The following is a 22,412-nucleotide window of genomic DNA, read 5'->3' as shown; positions in this document are numbered from 1 at the left end:
CACTCACCGACCGCTGTGGCGGTGGTGCCCTCATGAGCCTCCTTCCGATCGCCACCCCCGCCCGCACCCGATCCGCCGTCCACCGACTGCTCCGTCCACACCGGACACTCGCCGCCCTGGCGTTCGCCGTGCTGCTCGCGTCCACCACGGCAGGCCTGGCCACCGCGCCGCTGCTGGGCCGCATCGTCGATCTGGTAGCCGCGAACAGAGGCGCCGGGGCGATCACCGTACCGGTCGTGCTGCTCGTGCTCGCCGCAGTCGGGCAGGGCGTCCTGCTGGGAGTCGGGAGTGGACTGGTGGCCCAGCTCGGCGAGCGGATGCTGGCCCGGCTCCGCGAGCGGTTCGTCGAGCGCGCGCTGGGCCTGCCGCTCGATCAGGTCGAGCGCGCCGGCTCCGGCGACCTCATCTCCCGGGTGAGCGACGACGTCACGGTGATCGCCGAAGCCGTCCGCAACGCCCTGCCCGCACTCGCCCGCTCTGCCCTCACCATCGCACTGACCCTGGCCGGCATGGCCGTGCTCGACTGGCGCTTCCTCGCCGCGGCACTCCTAGCCGTTCCGATCCAGCTGCACACCGTCCGCTGGTACGCCCGTCGCGCCGGCCCCCTGTACGCCCGCCAGCGGGTTGCCGTCGGCGCGCAACGGCACCAGCTGCTCGACACCTTCGGCGGCGCCGCCACCGTCCGGGCCTTCCGACTGACGGATGTCCATAGTGGACGAATCCGCGACGCCTCCCAGGCGGCCGTGGACCTGGCGCTCACCGCCGCCCGGCTGTGGACGAGGTTCTTCGGCCGCCTCAACTTCGCCGAGCTCATCGGCCTCGCCGCGGTACTCACCACCGGATTCCTGTTGGTCCGCGGGGGAGAGGTATCCCTCGGCACCGCCACCGCCGCCGCACTCTACTTCCACGGCCTCTTCAACCCGATCAATGTCGCCCTCGCCCTGGTCGACGACGCCCAGGCCGCCACAGCCAGCCTTGCCCGCCTCGTCGGAGTGGCCGGCGAGCCAGATGAAGGCCACCTAGACACAGGTGACCGCAGCAAGGGCCACCTTCACGAGGGTGGCCGCGATGAAGGCCACCTTCACGAAGGTGACCGCGATGAAGGTGGCCTTCGTATGGGTGGCCAGAGTGGGGGTGGCTTTTACGAGGGTCGCCGAGGGTGGGGTCACCTTGACGAAGGTGGCCGGGGTGGAGGTCACCTTCACGAAGGTGAGCGGGGTGAAGGTGGCTTTGGTGGGGGTGGTTGCAGTGGGGGTGGCCTTCGCGAGGGTGACTGGGGTGGAGGTGGCCTTCATGAAGGTGAGCGGGGTGAAGGTGGCCTTCGTATGGGTGGCCGGAGTGGGGGTGGCTTTGGTGGGGGTGGCCGGGGTGAGGGTGGCTTTGGCTGGGGTGAGGGTGGCTTTGGTGGGGGTGACGGGGGTGAGGGTGGCCTTCATGTCGTGGTTCGGGGTGTGCACCATGCCTACCGGCTGGGGAAGGAGGTTCTGCAGGGGGTTGATCTTGAGATTCACTCCGGAGAACGGGTGGCGCTGGTTGGGGTTAGTGGGGCTGGGAAGAGCACGCTGGCGAAGCTGATTGCGGGGGTGCATCGGCCGACGAGGGGGAGTGTTCGGGTCGGCGGGCGGGTCGTGCTGGTGACTCAGGAGGTGCACGTCTTTGCCGGGCCGCTTGCCGATGATCTGCGGTTGGGACGGGCGAAGGCCACCGATGCGCAGCTCGGGGATGCCCTGGGTCGGGTTGGGGCGCTGGCGTGGGTGGGGGCGTTGCCGGAGGGGATGGCCACCATTGTGGGGGAGGGTGGGCATCGGCTGACCGCCGCGCAGGCGCAGCAGTTGGCGTTGGCCAGGGTGATTTTGGCTGATCCGCCGATTGTGATTCTTGATGAGGCGACCGCCGAGGCGGGCAGTGCCGGGGCTCGGTTGCTTGAGAAGGCGGCGGGCGCGGCGCTTGCGGGGCGCAGTGCGCTGATTGTGGCGCACCGGCTTACCCAGGCGGCCAGTGCCGATCGGGTGGTCGTGTTGGACGGGGGCCGGGTCGTCGAGTCCGGAACGCACGAGGAGCTGGTCGCCGCGGGCGGCCACTACGCCGTCCTGTGGGACGCGTGGAGCAGCAAGGTAATCCAACATTAGCGAGGTGTCTCATGCGCACGGTGTCCCGTCGCGGCTTCCTTATCGGCGCCGGCGGAGTTGCCGCGGCCGTGCTTTCGGGCTGTGGTAACGATTCCGGGCTCGCGGCATCGGCAAGCGGTCCGTGGGAGTTCACCGACGACCGCGGCCTGAAGATCACCCGGGACGGCCGGCCGCAGCGGATCGTCGCCTACGTCAGCTCCGCGGCCGCCCTGTGGGACCTCGGGGTGCGCCCGATCGGCGCGTTCGGACCGCAGAAGACGGGGGACGGGGGCAAGGAGATCCAAGCTGGCAACCTCGATTTGAGCACGGTCCAGTCGGTCGGCAACGCCTGGGACGACTTCAACATCGAGAAGTTCATCTCGCTCGATCCCGATCTGGTCGTTACCGGACTGACCGGCCCCGAGCCCACGAACCTATGGGCGATCACCCCCGAGGTCGGCACGAAGATCCAGCAGGTCGCACCGATCCTCGCGCTCAGCGAGTACAAGGTGACCCTGCCCAAGGTCATCGACCGGTACACCCAGCTCGCCACGGCGCTCGGCGGAACCGTCGACACCGCCGCGCGCGACGAGTTCCAGCGGGCCTCCGACGAGCTGCGCAAGGCCGCCGCGGAGCGGGCCGGCCTGAAGGTGCTCGTGGTATACGCCGACAAGGACGGCATCTACGTGGCCAAGCCGGAGTTCTTCGCCGACCTGGCCTACTACCGCGAGCTCGGCCTCGACATCGTGTCCGGCGGTGGCTCCGAGGACTGGTGGGAGCAGCTGAGCTGGGAGCAGGTCGCGAAGTACCCCGCCGACCTGATTCTCACCGACTCCCGCTCGTTCTCCCTGACCCAGCAACAGATGGCTGAGTTCCCCACCTGGCAACAACTTCCCGCCGTGCGCGCCGGTCAGCTCGGCGCGTGGTCGGCCGAGCCCCGCTTCAACCACCAGCTCGCCACGCCGGTGATCCGCCAGCTCACCGACGTGGTCAAGCGGTCCCGCACCGACATCACCGTCTAGGAGCCACCATGACCAACCCCTTCGAGTCCCCCGACGCCCCCTACCTGGTGCTGGTCAACGACGAGGACCAGCACAGCCTCTGGCCCACCTTCGCCGACATCCCGGCCGGATGGACCAAGGTCTTCGGCGAGGCCACCCGCGACGCCTGCCTGTCGTACATCGAAACGAACTGGACGGACATGCGCCCGCGCAGCCTCCGGGAAAAGATGGACGGGACGACCAGAAGTGAGGAGCCGGCGCCGGGGGAATCTGGTCGACGCGAGCCAGCCTGACTGGAAGCCGAGAAGGAGAGCCAGTGCGATGGTGAGCAGATAGATCACGGAGACCTCTCAGGGTGGTGACGAGTCGCAGCTGGATCTGGCTGCCGTACGACGGGACCACGAGGCGCACGCAAAGATCAACCGATTGGCCATTGGCCGGCGGGTGGCCAGTGCACCGTGGCTGGTCAGCAAATCTTTGTGGCCACAAGACGGGGTCAGCCGAGTGATCTCGGAGGACATGTATAATCCGTCGCCGATCAATGACTTCCGGATCCAAGGCAGGACAGCTCGGTGGACCATGGCGACGGTGACGGCTTACGGCGCAGGTCCGAGTTGCGGCTCGCCTTGCAGAAACTGGCTCAGGGTCGAGGGGTTCAGCGCAAAGATCTCGTGGAGGCGCTCGGCGGCGAACTTGGTGAGCTGCGCAGGCATTGGGGACTGAACCTCACAGAGCCCGGCATCGCAGATCGCTCAAGGCTGCGCTCAGCGGTACGCGACGCCATCGTCGGTAATCTCCGGGTTCATGTCGAGAACCTGACGCCTCCCCGAGGGAAATCGCCACGCACGTACGCTCACGCGGTGTTGGTGAGCTTCAACGCCCTGCTCGACCCGGCGCATGCTTATCTCGAGGACTCGGACATCACCGCCCGGCGAGAATGGCTTGCCAGTGAGCAGGTCCCCGAGTCGTACCGGGTCAACGCTCGCACGAGCCGGCGGTACCTCAACCACGCCATCGACCAGATAGTGCAACAGATTCTCGCTGCTGGCCACGAGCCCGTGCAGAGGGATGTCCGAGCGGGCGACGACGGGGCGGAGTCGCGAGACACGGCCGACCGGCCAGAGCCAGATACGGCTCCGAGAGCGCGCATGATGCGAAGACCCCGGTCCATTGTCGTGGCCACGGGTATCGCGGCCGTGACAGTATTGACAGCGGCCCTGGTTATCATCGACCCCTTCAAATCCGCAGCCAGAGACCCAATCAGCATCCAGCTCTCGCCGATCGACTTCAGCACCGGGCAAATTGCCTCGCCCGACTTGGTGGTTCCAGAAGATCTTGCCAGCCTCGAGCAGCCGCCGGTTTACGATGATCAAGAACCCGCGCCATTCGAAGCTTGGGTCAAGGAGCATCGCGGCGTTCGTGCCGAGCGCCTGGACGTGAACTTCCTCGCTCGTAGCGGCCTGGCGGAACCAACCGTCATCGTCAATGTGCGCGTCGAGGTGGTTCGCCGTGAGCCGCCGATGAGAGGCACCCGGATCGTGCCACCAGTTGGCGGTGGAGGACAACCGATACGGCAGTTGTATGTTGACCTCGACACGACGCCACCGAAGATTACCAAGGGTGCCGAGTGGGACTTCCCCCTTCGTATCTCCCAGGTCGACCCGGAGGGGTTCTCGGTTCGGGCGCGGACGCAACGCTGTCATTGCTATTGGGTCATTGAGCTTGACCTGCTGCTGCCAAGCGATGAATTGCAGGTCGTCAAGGTCGACAACAATGGAGCACCGTTCGAGTTGACAAGCATTGCCAATACGACGGGCGAGCTTGCCCTGCCGAAAAAGTAGCTCGCTCCGTTCAGCGCTGGAGGTCATGGGATGCAGGTTAGATTCACGGTGATTGTGGTGGCCGTCGCTCTCACATGCAGCGCAAGTAGCGGTGTGGTACGAGCGGGGGAGGACGAGCGGGTCTTCGCCGCGACCGCGACAGATCACATGGTTACCGCGGCCTACACCTCGGCCCGCCGTATCCTCGTGTCCGCCGCAGAAAGGCCTTTTCGCGAGGATTCTCGAACTCGCAACCAAGGTGGAATCATCACAACCATGGACCACGAATGGGCGTTAGAGGAGCTGACGAGACCTCAACTGCTGCTGAGTCGGTTGTTAACCACGCAACGAGACGGCACTGAAGGTATAGGTAACCTGCTGCAGATCCATGCCGTCGCCCCGGCGGGAGATGGCACCCTTTGTTATATCGAGTTGGCGTTCAACTTCACACAGTACAGCCCGCTCGCCTCGGGCGATCTCACAGTTGAGCAAGCCTATCGTGCGTTTCACCAGCCAGGCCGGCAGTCGATCCAGGTCGTGGACGTTCAGGTCTCGCCTAGCGCCACGCGTAGTAGGACGAGGTTTGACTTCCCTGAGTCCGAGACCGTATATGTCTCCTACGACCACGAGTTTGGGACCTATGAATCGCCTATGCCGGAGGGCGACGGGAGTCAACCAACGTCCGACGAGGAGCTTATGCGTACAACGCGACTGGTGAATCAGGTCACGGACTGCATCATCGAATCACTTGCGCGTGACAAGTCAGATCATGGGCGGCCATCGTCTGTTGGTAACCAGCGTCTGCGCCAACTCGGCATCTGTTCAGCTCCATGCGTCATCACCGGGAAAGTGTCCTTTGCGCATCCCATCTGGGGATCGAGCACGTTGCTCACGGCCTTGACGCTGGAACTGGGCCCACCGGTAGCACATATCGTTGTTCTTGACCCTACCCACCAGGTCCGATGGTCTTACTCTGCTGACTGGCTCGATATCGGCCTTTCCTATCCGCACTCCGACAAATCTGGCAACCTCTTCATCGAGTTCAACCCGGGGCGATACGATGGAGTCGTGGTACTTCGGCCGGTTGCTGACGGGTTCGAGGACTTCTCCACTCTTCCCGACCCTGAGGTCAACGATCCCGGCCGCTTCTACGGTGCACGGCTCATCGACACCGACCAGCGCGGTAACTTTCTGATTGAACTATCCAAGAATGACTGCACTCCAGATTGTGCGGACGGCACTGTCACGCAGACGGTCTACTCTTGGAATGGCGCTGATTACGCGCCGCAATAGCAGGCCGTCCTTTGCCTACCCGGCAACAACGGTGCACCACTGATCCGTTGGGGTGGACTTTCGCGTGTCCCGGTAGGACGGTGGCCCGGTGGCTCCTAGCGTGTCGGGCATGGGTCGATCGAATGCCAGGGCGTCGTACCGGGAGCTGGGCCAGCGGCTACGGCAATGCCGGCAGGCGGCCGGTATGTCCGGTTTGCAGGTGGCGCGCGTGAACCAATGGCCGCCGTCGAAGGTGTCGCGGATGGAGAGTGGGCACCACAATGTCACCGATCTCGAGCTGTTGGACTATCTGGTGAGCTGCGGCATCTATCCCGCCCAGGCTGGCGAGCTGATGGACCTGTGCCGCCAGGCGATGCGCGACCTCGGCTACTGGCTCAGCCCGCACGGCGAGTGGCTGCCGGACTCGCTCAAGTCGCTGATCTATCACGAGTCCACCGCGGCCAGGACCACCACCTACGATCCGCTAGTCGTGCACGGTTTGCTGCAGACCGCCGACTATGCACGCGCGTGGATCGCGACCGAGCGCTGGCGAAGCCCGGAGAGTGTCCAAGAGTGCGTGGACATCAGGATGCGGCGGCAGCGAATCCTGCACCTGGAGCGGCCGGCCCGGTTCACGTTCTTCGTGCACGAGCAGGCGTTGCTCCTGCAGGTGGGTGGCCCGAAGGTCATGCATGAGCAGATGCTCCAGATTGTCCTGCTCGCCGCGCTCGACCATGTCACGGTACGGGTCGTGCCGTGGGCCGCCGGGGAGCATTCGGCATTCGGCGGATCATTCCAGCTGCTCGAATACGCCGAGCACCGACCGCTGGTGTACCTGGACAACTACGCTACGGGGCTGTTCCTGGAAGACCAGGAGTACGTCAAGCCCTACCGCACCCTCCTCAGGACCATCGCCGACGTCGCCCTGGATGAGGGACAATCACGGGAGGTGATTGCCGCCCTGGCAAACGTGTACGACCGAGGGAGCGAGCGGAATGCCGGCCACCGCGTGGAGGAAGAGCAGCTTTAGCAACCAAGGTGGGGGCTCCTGCGTGGAGGTGGCGTTCGCCGAGGTGGGGGTGGCCATGCGGGACTCGAAGAACCCGGGTGGGGGAGTGCTGCGCGTGCCGGTGCCGGCCTGGCGGCGGCTCGTTGCAGAATGCTCGGGTGCAATCGATTCATGAGCGGCTCGCCGAGGAGCTCGGCGTCCGCGAACGGCAGGTCACGGCGGCGGTCGAGCTGCTCGACGGGGGTGCGACGGTCCCGTTCATCGCCCGGTACCGCAAGGAGGTCACCGGCAGCCTGGACGACCAGCAGCTGCGCACGCTCGAGGAACGCCTGCGCTACCTGCGTGAGCTGGAGGAACGCCGGACCGCGATCCTCGACTCGATCCGCGAGCAGGGCAAGCTCACCGACGAGCTGACCGCCCGGATCATGGCGGCCGACTCCAAGGCCCGCCTCGAGGACATCTACCTGCCGTACAAGCCCAAGCGGCGCACCAAGGCGCAGATCGCCCGCGAGGCCGGCCTGCAGCCGCTCGCCGATCTCCTGCTCGGCGACCCCACCCGCGACCCGCAGACCGAGGCCGCGGCCTTCGTCGACGATGAGCTGGGCGTGGCCGACGCCGCGGCCGCCCTCGACGGGGCCAGGGCCATCCTGATCGAGCAGTTCGCCGAGGACGCCGACCTGATCGGCGCCCTGCGCGAGCGGATGTGGACCACCGGCCGGCTGTCGTCCAAGGTCCGCGACGGCAAGCAGGAGGCCGGCGCCAAGTTCGCCGACTACTTCGACTGGTCCGAGCCGCTCACCAAGCTCCCGTCGCACCGGATCCTGGCCATGTTCCGCGGTGAGAAGGAGGAGATCCTCGACCTCACCCTGCGACCCGACGACTCCGAGGATCCTCTCGGCCCGAGCGACTACGAGCGGACCATCGCCAGCCACTTCCGCATCGCCGATCGCGGCCGCCCGGCCGACCGCTGGCTGCTGGACACCGTCCGGCTCGCCTGGCGCGCCCGGATCCTGGTCCGCCTCGACGTCGACCTGCGGATGCGCCTGCGTCAGGCCGCCGAGGAGGAGGCCGTCCGGGTGTTCGCCGCCAACCTGCGCGACCTGCTGCTCGCCGCGCCGGCGGGCACCCGGGCCACGATGGGCCTCGACCCCGGCTACCGCACCGGGGTGAAGGTGGCCGTCGTCGACCGCACCGGCAAGGTGGTCGCCACCGAGACGATCTACCCGCACCAGCCGCAGCAGCGCTGGGACGAGGCGCTCGCGGTGCTGGCCGCGCTGGCCGAGCGGCACGACGTCGAGCTGATCGCGATCGGCAACGGCACCGCGTCGCGGGAGACCGACAAGCTCGCCGGCGAGCTGATCAAGCTCAACCCGAAGCTCACCAAGGTCGTCGTGTCCGAGGCGGGAGCCTCGGTCTACTCGGCGTCCGCCTACGCCGCCCAGGAACTGCCCGGCCTGGACGTGTCGCTGCGCGGCGCGGTCTCCATCGCCCGACGCCTCCAGGACCCGCTCGCCGAGCTGGTCAAGATCGACCCCAAGTCCATCGGAGTCGGGCAGTACCAACATGATGTGCCCGAGTCGATGCTGTCCCGCTCGCTCGACGCGGTCGTCGAGGACTGCGTCAACGCGGTCGGTGTCGATGTCAACACCGCCTCCGCGCCGCTGCTCACCCGCGTCTCCGGCATCGGCGAGGGGCTTGCCGCCCAGATCGTGGCGCACCGCGACGGCAACGGTCCATTCCGGACTCGCCGGGCGCTGAAGGACGTGCCACGCCTGGGGCCCAAGGCGTTCGAGCAGTGCGCCGGCTTCCTGCGCATCCCCGGCGGCGACGACCCGCTTGACTCCTCGGCCGTGCACCCCGAGGCCTATCCGGTGGTCCGCCGCATCCTCAAGGCCACCGGCGGCGACCTGACCAAGCTCATCGGCAACACCGGGGTGCTGCGCAAGCTCGACCCATCGTCCTTTGTGGACGACACGTTCGGCTTGCCAACGGTGACCGACATCCTGGCCGAGTTGGAGAAGCCGGGTCGCGACCCCCGCCCGGCGTTCAAGACCGCCACCTTCGCCGAGGGCGTGGACAAGATCTCCGACCTGCGGCCCGGCATGGTCCTGGAGGGCGTGGTCACCAACGTCGCGGCGTTCGGCGCGTTCGTCGACGTAGGCGTGCACCAGGACGGGCTGGTCCACGTCTCGGCGATGTCCCGCAACTTCGTCAAGGATCCGCGCGACGTCGTCAAGCCCGGCGACGTGGTCCGGGTCAAGGTCCTCGACGTCGACGTGGCCCGCAAACGCATCGGCCTCACCCTGCGCCTCGACGACGAGCCGGGCAAACCCGCGGCGCCGAAAGGTCCGCGTCCGTCCCGCCAGGACCGCAAGCCCCGCGGTCCCGCGCCGGCCGGCGGCTCGATGGCGGATGCCTTGCGCCGCGCGGGTTTCAACAACTGATGCTCGACCTTCGCCTGACCAACGCCAACGTCATCACGATGGACCCGGCGTACCCCGCCGCGCGCGAGATCGGCATCTGGCGGGGTCGCATCGTGGGTCTGGACGACGCCGTCGCCGCGCTGCCCGCGGCGCACGTCTCCGATCTTCAGGGTGCGACCGTCCTACCCGGATTCATCGACGCGCACGTCCACCTGACCTGGGCCGGGCTCACCGAAGGCGGCGTCACCATCGCCGGCGCCACCCGCGTCGACGACGCGCTCGCGATCATCGCCGACGCCGCGGCAGCCCGGCCGGCCGGCGAGTGGGTGGAGATCCACGGCTACGACCAGCGGGTGCTCGGCCGCCACCTCACCGCCGCCGAGCTGGACCCGATCAGCCGGGGCCGCCACGTCGTGCTGCTGCACACGTCCGGTCACGCCGGGGTCGTCAACACCGCCGTGCTTGACCGGCTTCCCGGCGTGCCGCACGACAACGGGCTGCTCGGCGACGCCGGCCTGACCGCGATGCGCGGCGTGCGCCCGCCGTATCCGGTCGCCGAGATCGCCGACGCGATCGAACGGTCCGCGCGCACCTGCCGTTCGGAAGGCGTGACCGCCGCAGCCGAAGCCGGGATCGGTGTCCACGGTGGACTGATCAGCTACAGCGGCGCGGAGGCCGCCGCGTTCCAGCTGCTCGCCGACACCGGCCGGCTGCCGATCCGCGTCCGCCTGATGGTGGCCGCCGAAGCCCTGCACCCGCTGGCCACCCACCCGTCCGACGGCATCGCCCGCGGCATCGACCTCGGCCTGCGCACCGGTTTCGGCGGCGACCGCCTGTCCCTGGGCGCCATCAAGATGTTCACCGACGGCGGCATGGGCCCGCGCACCGCCGCCCTTTCCGCCCCGTACGCCGGCTCCGACCACAGCGGCGACCTGTTCACCGACCCCGACGTGATCCACGGCTACGTGCGCGACGGCCACCGCGCCGGTTGGCAGCTCGCCATCCACGCCATCGGCGACCGTGCCGTCGACCTCGCCCTCGACGCGCTCGAGGCCGCCCAGACGGCCCACCCGCGCCCGGACGCGCGCCACCGCATCGAGCACGCCGGCCTGGTTCGCCCCGACCAGCTTCCCCGCTTCGCCGCTGTCGGCGCCACCGCCGTGGTCCAGCCGAGCTTTCTGTGGTACTTCGGCGACGACTACGCGGCCATCATGGGCGAGGATCGGATGGCCTGGCTCTACCGCGGCAAGTCGTTCCTGAACCACGGCATCCCGCTGGTCGCCAGCTCCGACCGCCCGGTCACCCCCGGCGCTCCGCTGCGCGCCATCCAGTTCATGGTCACCCGCACGTCGTCCTCCGGCCGGCTCATCGGACCCGACGAGCCGGTCACCGTCGACGCCGCCCTCCGCGCCTACACCAGCAACGCCGCCCACGCCTGCCGCTGGGAGAGCGTCCTCGGCTCCGTCACCCCGGGCAAGCACGCCGATCTCGTGGTGCTGGGCGACGATCCGCGCCGCGTCGACCCCTCCCGCATCGCCGAGATCGACGTGATCACCACGCTGGTCGCCGGCGAGCGACCGTGAACTCCAGTGCCGTGCGGCCTTCCGCCACGGGACTGCAGCCGCGGAGCGTGAGCCCGCAGTCGGCGGCGAGTCCGGCGAGCTCGTCGACGGTCCGTTCCCGGCCGCCGAAGCACATCAGCATGAACAGGTCCATCGCGGTGCCGGCCCCCTGACCCCGCAGCGGCTCGATCACCACGACGGTGCCGTTCGGTGCGGCGGCCCGACGGCATCCGGCCAGGATCTTGCGGGCGTGGTCGTCGTCCCAGTCGTGCAGGATGTCGGACAGAAGATAGGCGTCGGCCCCCACGGGCAGCGGGTCGAAGAAGCTGCCGGAAACGGTGCCGGCCCGATCATCGAGTCCGGCTGCCGCGAACCTGTCGGCCGCGGCGGTCGTCGTGGGCGCCAGATCCAGGACCCGTCCGCGGAGACCGGGGCGGGCGTGCAGGATCGCGGCGAGCACCGTGCCATCGCCCCCGCCGACGTCGAGGATCTCGGTGAAGCGGCTCCAGTCGAAGCGTTGCGCGATCTGCGGGGCCTGCACCCGGAATCGCCAGCTCATCTGGGCGTCGAACGAGCGCCGCAACTCCGGCCTGGCGTCGAGGTCCGCCCAGAAATCCCGCCCGTATCGGTGCGCGTAGGCCGAAGCGCCGGTGGTGATCGTCTCGAGCAGGTCGACGAAGGCGAGGTCGGCGCGACCGCCGGCGCGGTTGATGTCGAGCAGGGGCTTGATCCCTTCCGGGGCGTCCTCGCTCAGCTGGGCGCCGAGGCTGGTGGGTCGATAGTGGCCGGACTCCGCATCGAGGTCGAAGACGCCGACCGCGACCAGATGATCAAGCAAGCAGCGCAGGGCCGACGGAACGGTTCCGGTCTCGGCCGCGAGTCGCTCCGCGGTTGCTCCCGCGCCGCCCGCGCGCTCGGCCAGGCCGAGCGTCGCGGCCACCCGGATGGACATGGGGGTGGCCAGATCGGCCATGGCTCGAATCGACGGTGTCGCGGCTGACGGGTCCACCGTCCCAGGCTATCCATGCCGACCCGACCGCCCCCGCCGCCGGTCAACGCTGCGCGATCACCCACTGGAAGGTCGCCGCGCCTTCGGGTTCCTGGATGGTCACCAGCTCGTCGACGAGCAGGGTGAGGCCGGCCTGCCGGAGCAGCTCACGGTTGGTCGCCGGGTCGTGGCTGCTGAAGTACATGGGGGCGCCGAGCCAGTCGTCCTCGACACCGTCGGCGCTATCGCAGGCCAAGGCGGCGAGAAACAGCCCACCGGGGCGCAGCCATCGAGTGATCCGCTCGTACAGCGCGGCGTGCTCGTGTCTTGGCACGTGCCCGATCGAGTAGAACGCGGTCACGGCGTCGAAGCTGCCCGCGGGGAACCGCAGCGCGGTCATGTCCTCCTTGCGGAAACGGGCCCGCGGAACCATGCGTCGGGCGAGCTCGAGCTGCCCCGCCGAGATGTCGACGCCCAGCACGTCGTGCTGCTCGGCGAGTGCCGCCGTGCACGGGATCCCGGAGCCGCAGCCGAGGTCGAGCACGGCGGCCGGTGTACGCAGCCGGGCCAACAAGTCCTCGAGAAACCGCATGCGCGGGGCGTCGTCGATCTCGTTGCCCCAGTCGAGGTATCCGCCGGCGATCTGGTCGTAGCCCGCTTCGACGACGTGTCGGGGATCGCTTTCCATCTCAACCTTCCACGATCAGACCGGCTTCCGCGGCGATCAGGTTGGACACCGCCACCGCCTGTTCGGGGCCGATGGTGGCGCCACGCAAGGAGAGTAGGCCGCGGGCGGTGGTGAAGCGGGAGGTGCGCAGGTCACAGTTCGACGCGCGGGTGGCGCGGAACTCGGTGTCGATGAAGTCGCAGTCGGCGAAGACCACATTGGACAGATCGCCGCTGATCGTGGCCTCGCGGAACGAGCATCCGAGGAACACGGCCACCCCCTTGACCTTCTCGATGTGCAGCAGCCCGTAGTCCAACCGGCAGTCCTCGACGACAAGGTCCGTCGCCAGCTCCAGCGACAACCGCAATCCCATCGCGCGGCACGTTCGCAGCTCGACCCGGCGCGCCACCACCTGCTGCAGCGAGGCGTTGGACAGCTCGACGCTGCGCAGCACCACATCGGTGAGCGTGAGCGGGCCGAGCTTGGCTCCCGACAGGTCGACCCGCTCCACGATCGCGGTGCTGATGGTCCCCTCACCGGCCACCTCGGCCTGGTCACCCCCTCCACCCGCGCCGAGTCCCACTCGAACTCGCCGGCGAAGTCCGCCACCCCGCCGGCCAGCTCGGCGCCCTCGACCTCGGGCATCCGAATCGTCCGCTCCCCAACCACCTTGCGCTCGGCCACGCGCCGACAGTAGCCGCTCCGGACGGCATGGGGATCTGCCTCGGGCCCACCGCCGACACCGCGGGCTTCCTGATCGACCACGCTGGACGGGATCCCGGCTTGCGTACCACAGGACGACGACGCAGGTCTTCGCGGAGGAGCGGATGCGTGCCTACCGCGCGCTCGGCCGGGACTCCACGGCGAAGACGGCGCGGGCGCAGGAGGTTCAGGTCAGGTAGCCGCCCATGGTGCGGAAGTACTCGGTGGCGGGCAGTTCCCGCCCGTCGTCGGTGCGGACGCGCTTGATCAGCAGGCCGTGGTTGTGGCCGCGGCGGGCGTCCGGGCCGGCGACGATCACCACGCCGTCGTCCTCGCGGATGAAGATGCGGCCGGGGGTTCCGCCGTAGCGGCGGCGGGAGACCGCGGCGGACACCACGCGGATCCGCTTGCCGCGGTGGAAGGTGAAGGCGTTGGGGTAGGGGTCGGACTGGGCGCGGACGAGGCGCTCGAGGTCCTCGGCGGTCCAGGTCCAGTCGATCCGACTGTCCTCAATGGACCGCTTGTGGAAGAACGTGGCCTTGCCGCGATCCTGGGGCGTCCAGTCGGTCCGGCCGGACGCGATCAGCGCGAGGGCCTCGGTGGTGACCGGGGCGATCAGGGCCACGGTCTTGTGGAACAGGTCCGTGGCCGTGTCGGTGTCGGATACCGGCACGGCGTGCTGCACCACGATGTCGCCGGCGTCGAGGTCGGAGTTCATCATGTGCGCGGTGACGCCGACCTCGCGCTCGCCGTTGATCAGCGCCCAGATCAGCGGGGAGAAGCCGGCGTAGGCCGGCAGCAGGGAGTCGTGCACGTTCAGGGTGCCGTGCCGGGGCAGCGTGAAGATCTGCGGCGGCAGCCAGGTGCGCCAGTTGTTGGCCACGATGAGGTCGAGCTCGGCCTCCTCGAGCCGGTGCACGAGCTCGTCGTCCGGGCGGGACCGCAGGAGCACCGGAACCCCGTGCCGCTCGGCCAGATCCGCAACGGAGTCGGCCCAGATCTTCTCGTAGGCGTGATCGCTTTCCGGATGCGTGACCGCGAGCGCCACCTCGTGCGGCGCGGCCAGCAGCGCCTCGAGGGTCCGATAGCCCCAGGTCTGGTACCCGAACATGGCGACGCGCATCCCCGCTCCCTCGCTCCTCGCTCGTCGGTGAGGTCGGTGACCTACCCCTACTCCAGTGATCGATGTTAGGTTAGCCTTACTTCACATGCGACCGGGCGACCCGGGGGTGCCGATGTACGACGTGGTCGGAGTTGGCTTCGGACCGTCCAATCTCGCGCTGGCGATCGCGCTCGACGAGCACAACCGGGACGCCGAAACCCCCCTGAGCGCGTTGTTCCTCGAGCGCCAACCGAGGTTCGGCTGGCACCGCGGCATGCTCATCGACGACGCCACCATGCAGGTGTCCTTCCTCAAGGACCTGGTGACCCTGCGGAACCCCACGAGCGAGTTCAGCTTCCTGGCCTACCTGCACGGCCGGGGGCGATTGATCGACTTCGTCAACCACAAGTCGCTTTTCCCGCTGCGGGTGGAGTTCCACGACTACCTGGAATGGGCCGCGGCGCGGTTCGCCGACCGGGTCCGGTACGGCCACGAGGTCACGGCGGTGCGCCCGCTGCCGGGCGGTTTCGAGGTGACGGCCGGGACCGGCGAACGGTCCGTGCCGTTCCGTGCCCGCAACCTCGTGCTCGGCCTCGGCCTCGAGCCGAACCTGCCGGAGGGCGCGGTGCTCGGCGCCCGCATCTGGCACAACCGCGACCTGCTCGGCAGGATCGACGATCTCGGCGACCTCGCGGCCGGACGGTTCGCGGTCGTCGGCGCCGGGCAGAGCGCGGCCGAGGTGACCAAGTTCCTGCACGAGCGGTTCCCGGATGCCGACGTCTGCGCGATCTTCTCCCGGTACGGCTACAGCCCCGCCGACGACAGCCCGTTCGCCAACCGGGTCTTCGATCCCGCCGCCGTCGACCAGTTCTACGCCGCGCCGGACGACGTCAAGCAGCGGATCCTCGGCTACCACGCCAACACCAACTACTCGGTCGTAGACAGCGACCTGATCGAGGAGCTCTACCGGCGGGTGTACCGGGAGAAGGTGCTCGGCGCCGAGCGGCTCAAGATCTACAACGCGTCGCGCGTGGTGGAGGTGGTGGAGACCGTCGGCGGCGTCCGGGCCACGGTCGAGTCGATGACCACGCGCGCGAAGTCCGTGCTGGACTGCGACGTCCTGGTGTACGCGACCGGCTACCGGCCGGCCGATCCGCTGGCCCTGCTCGGCGACGCGGCCACGGCGTGCCGCCTCGACGGTGCGGGCCGGGTACGGGTCGACCGCGACTACCGGCTGGTGTCCGATTTGGACGCCGGGATCTACCTGCAGGGCGGCACCGAGCACACGCACGGGATCTCGTCGTCGCTGCTGAGCACCACGGTCGTGCGGGTCGCCGACATCCTGCAATCGATCGTGCGCCGGCGGCACGCGGGTCCAGATATGTGGACGCCGGCCACCCTTGCGAACGCTTCGCCGGTGCGGTAAGACCGGGGCGGATCCCGCTCCGCCGATCATCGGAGTCACGTCTTGCCCCAGCGAATTCTGCTCACCGGCGCGGCCGGTGGCGTCGGCACGCTCATGCGACCCAGGCTGGCCAGGCCCGATCGGGTGCTGCGGCTGCTGGACATCGCGCCGCTGCCGCCCGCCGCCGACGGCGAGTCCGTCGAGCCGGTCACCGCGTCGATCACCGACCTGGCGGCGATGGTCGACGCCTGCGCCGACGTGGACGCGATCGTCCATCTGGGCGGCCAGGCCACCGAGGGCCCGTGGGACAGGATTCTGGACGTCAACATTCACGGCACCTATGTCGTGCTCGAGGCGGCCCGGCGCGCCGGCGTCGGGCGGGTGATCCTGGCCAGCAGCAACCACGCGGTCGGCTTCCACCCGCTGGCCGAGACGCCGGTCCCGGACTACCGGTTTCCCCGGCCGGACACCTACTACGGCGTGAGCAAGGTGACGATGGAGGCGCTCGGCAGCCTTTACCACGACAAGTACGGGCTGGACGTGATCGCGATCCGGATCGGGGCCTGGTTCGAGCGACCGCAGGACGAGCGGATGCTGGGCATCTGGCTGTCCCCGGACGACGGCGCGCGCCTGCTCGAGGCCGCGATCTCCGTGCCGGCGCCGGGGTTCCGGGTCGTCTGGGGCGTCTCGGCCAACACCCGCGGGATCGTCTCGCTGGCCGAGGCGCGCGCGATCGGCTACGAGCCCCAGGACGATTCCGAGGCCTACGCCGAGGGCCTCCCGCCCACCGACGAGCGCGGCCGCACCTTCGTCGGCGGCTGGTTCTGCTCGCCCGACCTCGACGTGGAACCGAAGCCGTGACGCCCGGGTGTCCAGATCGGCGGGTGCTCGTTCGTCCATAGGGTGACAGGCTGGCGAGAGGCGCCGGCCGGAAGCCCGAGGAGGAGCTATGCCGCAGTACGTTGCCCTGATCTACTCGGCGGACGTGGACTGGAGCCTGCCGGAGTACGCCGAGGAGATCAAGGAGTACAACGAGTTCGGGATGGCGGCGGAGGCCGTGATCAGGGGCGGGAACGCGCTGTACCCGACGGCGACGGCGACGACGGTGCGGGTCGCCGGGGGCAAGGGCGGAGACGTGCTCACCAGCGACGGGCCGTACGCCGAGACCAAGGAGGCCCTGACCGGGTTCTACCTGCTGGAGTGCGCCGACCTGGACGAGGCCGTGAAGACCGCCGCGCGGATCCCCGCAGCCTGGACGGGCGGCGCGGTCGAGGTTCGGCCGGTCATCCAGTTCGGCTGATGGGCGCCGGTGACGCGGTCGCGCGGCTGGTGCGCGAGGAGGGGACGCGGGTCCTGGCCACGCTGATCCGCGTCACCGGCAGCATCGACCTTGCCGAGGACGCGGCGCAGGACGCCGTCGTCAGAGCGTTGGAGACGTGGTCGCGGGACGGGGTGCCGGACAATCCGCGGGCCTGGTTGCTGGTCACGGCGAAGCGGCGCGCGATCGACATCGTCCGGCGTGAGGCCGGCCGGGCCGGGAAGGAGGCGGAGGCGATGACGTTCGCCGACCCCGGCCCGGAGCCGGCCGAGGACATCCGGGACGACCTGCTGCGGCTGGTGTTCACCTGCTGCCATCCCGCGCTCGCGGTCGAGGCGCAGGTGGCGCTGGCGCTGCGGACGCTCGGCGGGTTGTCCACCGCGGAGGTGGCCCGCGGGCTGATGGTGCCCGAGGCGACCATGGCCAAGCGCCTCACCCGGGCGAAGCAGAAGATCGCGCAGGCCGGGATCCCGTACCGGGTGCCGCCGGCCGATGAGCTGCCGGAGCGGCTGGCCGGGGTCGCGGCCACGGTGTATCTGATCTTCAACGAGGGGTACGCGGCCGGCGCCGGCGCGGAGCTCGTCCGGGTCCCGCTGACGGCAGAGGCGATCCGGCTGGCCCGGCTGCTGGCCGAGCTGATGCCGGACGAGCCGACCGTGCTCGGCCTGCTGGCGCTGCTGTTGCTGCACGACTCCCGGCGTGGCACCCGGGTCGACGCCGAGGGGCGGCCGGTGCTGCTTGGTGATCAGGACCGGACCCGGTGGGACGCCGAGGCGATCAAGGAGGGGGTCGAGCTGGTCGGCGCGGCGCTGCGGCGCACCCGGGACCGGCCGGACGCCTACGTGGTGCAGGCCGCGATCGCCGCATGCCACGCGATCGCGGCCTCCTATGCCGAGACCAACTGGGACGCGATCATCTCCTGGTACGACGTGCTGCTGAGCATCCAGGACACCTCGGTCGTGCGGCTCAACCGGGCGGTGGCAGTGGCCGAGCGGGACGGTCCGGCGGCGGGCCTTGAGCTCGTCGACCGGATCACGGACCTGGACTCCTACCCGTGGTGGCACGCCACCCGGGCCGAGCTGCTGCGCCGCCTCGGGCACAGCGAGCCGGCCATGGCGGCGTGCCGGCGGGCGCTGGCGCTGACGATGAGCGAGCCGCAGGCCGAGCACCTGCGCCGCCGGTTCGCCGATCTCGCACCGTGAGCCGGGCAACATCCTCACGCTGTCACGATCCCAGGCCGCGGTGTCGTCCTACGCGTGACCGACGAACGCGGAAGGGAACATGGAGCCATGGAACCGAGGATGAACATCGCGAAGCTAGCGCCCGAGGCGTACAAGCACATGTACGGCCTCGAGCAGTTCCTCGCGAACAGCACGCTCCCGGCGACGATCAAGGAGCTGGTGAAGCTGCGGGTGAGCCAGCTGAACGGGTGCGGGTTCTGCGTGGACATGCACAGCCACGATCTCAAGGCGGCCGGGGAGACCGACGAGCGGCTGTTCACGGTCGTGGCCTGGCGGGAGGCGCCGTACTTCACCGAGCAGGAGCGGGCCGCGCTCGCGCTGGCCGAGGAGGCGACCCGGCTCGGCCCCGAGGGCGTCAGCGACGCGGTGTGGGACAAGGCCAAGGAGCAGTTCGACGAGCAGACGCTCGCCGCGCTGGTGGTCGCGATCGCCACGATCAACGCGTGGAACCGGTACGGCGTCACGCTTCGGCTCGTCGCGGGCTCGCACCGGAGGTCCCAGGTCGCGGTTGGACAGTGATCAGGCGGCACCGAAGATCGGCTCGTGCTCGCGGTTGTGGAGCATGTCGAGGGAGCGCCCGGCCGGCGTCGAGCCGGTCGGGCGCCACCGCACCTGGACCGACGAGCCGGCTCGCAGCACGGTGGCCCCGGGGAGCACGGTCGAGTAGGGCTCCCCGGTCGGCGAGATCGCCTCGTGCAGCACGCGGGTGACGTAGTCGACGCTGCCGATGGATTGTCCTGTGGCACAAAGGATTTCGGTGACGTCGGTGGCCGGGCCGGCGCGCACCCCGGCGGCGTAGGTCACGGCCGGGTTGCCGCCGAGGCCGGTGAGCCCGGGACTGTCGCCGCGCGCGATCACCGCGGCGATCACGTCGTCCAGGCAGGCCGCGAGCGCCGCGATGGTCGGGTCCGCGGCGAGGCCGTGGCGTCCCGGCGCGGCCACCCAGTCCAGCGCGTCCCCGGCGTTGGCCCACAGGAACTGGCCCGGCGCCGTCCGCGCCACGGTGACCGGGCCGAGCGGGCCGGTGCGGTAGTCCTCGGCGGCGCGCCACACGCCGCCGTCTTCCCGCGTGGCATGGCCGGCGAACCAGGAGTCCGCCCGCTGCCGGTCGTAGTCGCCCCACCAGGCACCCGCGCCGTGCGTCGCCGGTCCCGCCGCGATCCGGACGCGCATCCCGGCCGGGTCGATCCCGAGCTGGCTCACGATCCGCTGCGCGTGTGCCACGAGACCGCCGAGGCCGGCCGACCGCAGGGTCGTGAACCGCGCCGGATCGGCGCGGGCCAGATCGTTGATCGCGGCGACGTCGCTGTACTCCACATAGGACCGTGTGATGTCGTTGGCGTGGATGAAGGACAGCGCGTCCCGCAGCCCCGCCGGCGGGCGCGCCGGCCCCGCCGCCTTGTGGACGGAGCACCCGACCGTGAGCACGAGGACGGCGATCAGCAGCGCGACCCGGGCCCGGTCAGCGGATGCCGGCACGGCGCAGGGTCGTGGCCAGGTCCTGGGTGCGGGCGAGGACGGCGGCGGCGATGCGGTGGATCTCCGAGTCGGTTGCGGCCTCCGCGGGCATGGAGCAGCTGATCGCGTCGGTGGCCGGGATGCGGTAGTCGACGACGGCGGCGACGCACGCCACGCCGGGGGTGCCCTGCTCGGACTCGAACGCCCAGCCGCGGGAGCGGACCACGTCGAGCTCGGCGTGCAGCGCGGCGCGGTCGGTGATGGTGTTCTCGGTCAGCGCCTCCAGCGTCGGCGGCAGGACCGAGTCGATCTCCTCCGGGGTGAGCGCGGCGAGCAGGGCCTGGCCGAGCGCGGTGAGGTGCGCGGGCAGCCGGCGGCCGACCCGGGAGAACAGCCGGACCGAGTCGCGGCGGTCGCGGCTGGCCAGGTAGAGGACGTGCGCCCCGTCCCGGCGGGCGTAGTGGGTGGTGTGGCCGACCTCGGCGCGCAGGTCCTCGAGGGCCTCGCAGGCGTAGGGGAGGGCGGGGTCGCGGTCGAGGTACGCGGTGCCGGACAGCAGGGCGTGCGGTCCGACGCCGAACGCGGAGCCGGCGGCGTCGGCCTCGACCCATTTGAGCTCGCGCAGGGTGCGGACCAGGGCGTGCAGCGATGATCGCGGGTAGCCCATGCGCTCCTGCAACTCGGCGAGGGTGAGCTTGGTGGGGGAGGCGGCCAGGGTTTCCAGGATGCGCACGGTGCGCTCGGCGGACTTCACCGACGGGACGTCACGAAGGGGAACGGGTGCGGCGCCGGTCCGCTCATGAGGTTGTGCCATGGTGCCCTCGATTCGGCCGGTCGGCTGTTGACCTCCAGGTTAGCGGAGGCCTAACGTGTCGATGCCGCCAATCACATGTACGGATGACGTCCACATATGTAGACAGGAGCCGCATCGTGACTCACCGACGAGCTGCGACGTGTATGTCCACTCTCCTGGCAGCCGCACTCCTGAGTGTCGGTGCGGCGGCATGTGGCAGCGAGGGCGCGGCCAACGTCGCGCAGGACCCGGGCGCGCCGCTGCAGATCTGGGTGCGCAAGCCGCCGGGATCGCCGACCGAGAAGACGGCCAGGGAGCTGGCCGCGAAGTTCACCGAGAAGACCGGCACCCAGACCACGGTCACCGCGCTGTTCGACGACTTCGAGACCAAGCTGCAGCAGGCCGCGGCGCAGAAGCAGCTGCCGGACATCGTGATCAACGACACCGCGCAGCGCGGCACCCTGGTCAAGCAGGGCATCGTGCGCGAGATCAACCGCAACGACATCGAGGGCCAGGACAAGCTGACGCCGTCGGCGTGGAACGCGGCCACCCAGGCCGACGGAAAGGTCTACGCGGTGCCGTTCTCGGCGCAGTCCTTCGCGCTGTTCATCCGCAAGGACTGGCGCGAGAAGCTCGGCCTTGCCCAGCCCAAGACCTGGGACGAGCTGCGGGCGCTCGGCAAGGCATTCACCGAGAAGGACCCGGACGGCAACGGAAAGCCGGACACGTACGGGTTCGTCGTGCCCGGCTCGACCAAGCGCGGCTACGCGGCCTGGTTCTTCTCCAGCTTCCTGTGGTCCGGCGGCGGCGACTTCCTGTCCGAGAGCAACGGAAAATACGCGCCGGCGATCGGCAGCGACGCCTCGGTGGCCGCCGTCCGCTGGTTCCAGGAACTGTTCTGTGTGGACAAATCGGTCGTCCCCGGCGCGGTGACCCTGGAAACCGTGCCGGCGCACCCGATGTTCGAGAAGGGCCAGGGCGGCATCTACTTCACCGGCCCCTACAACATGGCCCGGTTCGACAAGAACCTCGGCAAGGACAAGTACGAGGTGGTCCCCGCACCGCCCGGCCCCGGCGGCACCGCGGTCTCCCTGGCCGAAGGCGAGAACGTCTACCTGATGGCCGGCTCGAAGAACCAGGCCGGCCAGGAGCGCTTCGCCGAGTTCGCGATCTCCGTGGAGGGCCAGACGATCGGCATGGCCGGCGACACCGACGGCAACATCGTCCGGCTGCCGGTCAACTCCGAGGTCAAGCTCGACGACGTGCGCAAGGACACCCGCTGGCAGACCTTCGAGACCATCTACAAAACGGGTGGCCGCTACGTCCCGTCCGTGCCCGAGTGGACCCCGTTCCTGCAGAACGCGGCCGCGGCGATCAACACGGTGATCGCCGACTGCAACGCCGACGTCAAGGCCCAGCTCACCAAGCTGGCCGGCACATTCGACGAGGAACTCCGCAAGCAGGGCGTCGCCGGTTGATGAGCGTGGTTCGCGAAGGCGGAACACGGCTGCACGAGGCCGGAACACGGCTGCCGGAAGGCGGG

At 69.4% G+C, this 22,412-nt stretch carries 21 protein-coding genes; 15 read left to right on the top strand and 6 right to left on the bottom strand.

Annotated features, from left to right (window positions below):
• Window positions 1-32: 32 nt before the first annotated feature.
• The 9 genes from VGX25_RS23630 (at window position 33) to VGX25_RS23590 (ending at window position 11,216) form a co-directional block, all read left to right on the top strand.
• Complete coding sequence (locus VGX25_RS23630; RefSeq protein ID WP_326920071.1) at window positions 33-2,129, top strand: ABC transporter ATP-binding protein; 2,097 nt, start codon at window positions 33-35, stop codon at window positions 2,127-2,129.
• A gap of 11 nt (window positions 2,130-2,140) precedes the next feature.
• Window positions 2,141-3,130, top strand: coding sequence for an ABC transporter substrate-binding protein (locus VGX25_RS23625; RefSeq protein ID WP_326920070.1), 990 nt, complete (start codon window positions 2,141-2,143; stop codon window positions 3,128-3,130).
• An 8-nt stretch (window positions 3,131-3,138) separates the two neighbouring features.
• Window positions 3,139-3,402 (top strand): MbtH family protein, encoded by a 264-nt coding sequence (locus VGX25_RS23620; RefSeq protein WP_326920069.1) that lies wholly within the window; start codon window positions 3,139-3,141, stop codon window positions 3,400-3,402.
• 279 nt (window positions 3,403-3,681) lie between these two features.
• The gene (locus VGX25_RS23615; RefSeq protein ID WP_326920068.1) at window positions 3,682-4,950 is read left to right on the top strand and encodes a hypothetical protein; all 1,269 of its coding nucleotides are present in this window, start codon (window positions 3,682-3,684) and stop codon (window positions 4,948-4,950) included.
• Window positions 4,951-5,007: 57 nt separating this feature from the next.
• A complete protein-coding gene (locus VGX25_RS23610) occupies window positions 5,008-6,222 on the top strand; it encodes a hypothetical protein (protein WP_326920067.1) in 1,215 nt (404 codons plus the stop codon).
• Window positions 6,223-6,331: 109 nt separating this feature from the next.
• Window positions 6,332-7,231 (top strand): helix-turn-helix transcriptional regulator, encoded by a 900-nt coding sequence (locus VGX25_RS23605; RefSeq protein ID WP_326920109.1) that lies wholly within the window; start codon window positions 6,332-6,334, stop codon window positions 7,229-7,231.
• The gene (locus VGX25_RS23600) at window positions 7,197-7,385 is read left to right on the top strand and encodes a DUF397 domain-containing protein (protein ID WP_326920066.1); all 189 of its coding nucleotides are present in this window, start codon (window positions 7,197-7,199) and stop codon (window positions 7,383-7,385) included. Before VGX25_RS23605 ends, VGX25_RS23600 begins: the two co-directional genes overlap by 35 nt.
• A complete protein-coding gene (locus VGX25_RS23595; protein ID WP_326920065.1) occupies window positions 7,369-9,654 on the top strand; it encodes a Tex family protein in 2,286 nt (761 codons plus the stop codon). Before VGX25_RS23600 ends, VGX25_RS23595 begins: the two co-directional genes overlap by 17 nt.
• Window positions 9,654-11,216, top strand: coding sequence for an amidohydrolase (locus VGX25_RS23590; RefSeq protein WP_326920064.1), 1,563 nt, complete (start codon window positions 9,654-9,656; stop codon window positions 11,214-11,216). Before VGX25_RS23595 ends, VGX25_RS23590 begins: the two co-directional genes overlap by 1 nt.
• Here VGX25_RS23590 and VGX25_RS23585 read toward each other — a convergent pair.
• From VGX25_RS23585 to VGX25_RS23570, 4 genes are all read right to left on the bottom strand, one after another.
• A complete protein-coding gene (locus VGX25_RS23585) occupies window positions 11,185-12,168 on the bottom strand; it encodes a methyltransferase (RefSeq protein ID WP_326920108.1) in 984 nt (327 codons plus the stop codon). The genes VGX25_RS23590 and VGX25_RS23585 overlap by 32 nt on opposite strands.
• 79 nt (window positions 12,169-12,247) lie before the next feature.
• Entirely contained in the window at window positions 12,248-12,871 is a 624-nt protein-coding gene (locus tag VGX25_RS23580) for a class I SAM-dependent methyltransferase (protein WP_326920063.1), read from the bottom strand.
• 1 nt (window position 12,872) lies between these two features.
• Window positions 12,873-13,394, bottom strand: coding sequence for a pentapeptide repeat-containing protein (locus VGX25_RS23575; RefSeq protein ID WP_326920062.1), 522 nt, complete (start codon window positions 13,392-13,394; stop codon window positions 12,873-12,875).
• A 345-nt stretch (window positions 13,395-13,739) separates the two neighbouring features.
• The gene (locus VGX25_RS23570; RefSeq protein WP_326920061.1) at window positions 13,740-14,675 is read right to left on the bottom strand and encodes a methionyl-tRNA formyltransferase; all 936 of its coding nucleotides are present in this window, start codon (window positions 14,673-14,675) and stop codon (window positions 13,740-13,742) included.
• Window positions 14,676-14,760: 85 nt separating this feature from the next.
• Between VGX25_RS23570 and VGX25_RS23565 the strand changes: the two genes are divergently transcribed.
• From VGX25_RS23565 to VGX25_RS23545, 5 genes are all read left to right on the top strand, one after another.
• Entirely contained in the window at window positions 14,761-16,080 is a 1,320-nt protein-coding gene (locus tag VGX25_RS23565; RefSeq protein WP_326920060.1) for a lysine N(6)-hydroxylase/L-ornithine N(5)-oxygenase family protein, read from the top strand.
• Window positions 16,081-16,122: 42 nt separating this feature from the next.
• The gene (locus tag VGX25_RS23560; protein ID WP_326920059.1) at window positions 16,123-16,920 is read left to right on the top strand and encodes an NAD(P)-dependent oxidoreductase; all 798 of its coding nucleotides are present in this window, start codon (window positions 16,123-16,125) and stop codon (window positions 16,918-16,920) included.
• 88 nt (window positions 16,921-17,008) lie between these two features.
• Window positions 17,009-17,359: a YciI family protein gene (locus tag VGX25_RS23555; protein WP_326920058.1), complete on the top strand. Its 351-nt coding sequence runs from the start codon at window positions 17,009-17,011 to the stop codon at window positions 17,357-17,359.
• Entirely contained in the window at window positions 17,356-18,579 is a 1,224-nt protein-coding gene (locus VGX25_RS23550) for an RNA polymerase sigma factor (RefSeq protein ID WP_326920107.1), read from the top strand. Before VGX25_RS23555 ends, VGX25_RS23550 begins: the two co-directional genes overlap by 4 nt.
• Before the next feature lie 99 nt (window positions 18,580-18,678).
• Complete coding sequence (locus tag VGX25_RS23545) at window positions 18,679-19,137, top strand: carboxymuconolactone decarboxylase family protein (protein WP_326920057.1); 459 nt, start codon at window positions 18,679-18,681, stop codon at window positions 19,135-19,137.
• Here the strand turns inward: VGX25_RS23545 and VGX25_RS23540 are convergent, their stop codons facing one another.
• On the bottom strand, window positions 19,138-20,097 hold the full coding sequence (locus tag VGX25_RS23540; protein ID WP_326920056.1) for a hypothetical protein: 960 nt from the start codon (window positions 20,095-20,097) through the stop codon (window positions 19,138-19,140). It lies immediately after the preceding gene.
• A complete protein-coding gene (locus tag VGX25_RS23535) occupies window positions 20,081-20,890 on the bottom strand; it encodes an IclR family transcriptional regulator (RefSeq protein WP_326920055.1) in 810 nt (269 codons plus the stop codon). The genes VGX25_RS23540 and VGX25_RS23535 overlap by 17 nt, the downstream gene beginning before the upstream one ends.
• A gap of 143 nt (window positions 20,891-21,033) precedes the next feature.
• Between VGX25_RS23535 and VGX25_RS23530 the strand changes: the two genes are divergently transcribed.
• Window positions 21,034-22,347 carry a sugar ABC transporter substrate-binding protein gene (locus tag VGX25_RS23530; protein ID WP_326920054.1) on the top strand — a complete coding sequence of 438 codons (1,314 nt, stop codon included), beginning with the start codon at window positions 21,034-21,036 and terminating at the stop codon, window positions 22,345-22,347.
• Window positions 22,348-22,412 lie beyond the last annotated feature (65 nt).

This window comes from Actinophytocola sp. (genome assembly GCF_035942955.1).
GTDB lineage: Bacteria > Actinomycetota > Actinomycetes > Mycobacteriales > Pseudonocardiaceae > DASYTH01.
Note: the sequence above shows the minus strand (reverse complement) of the source record. Positions and strands in the feature narration are given on the sequence as shown.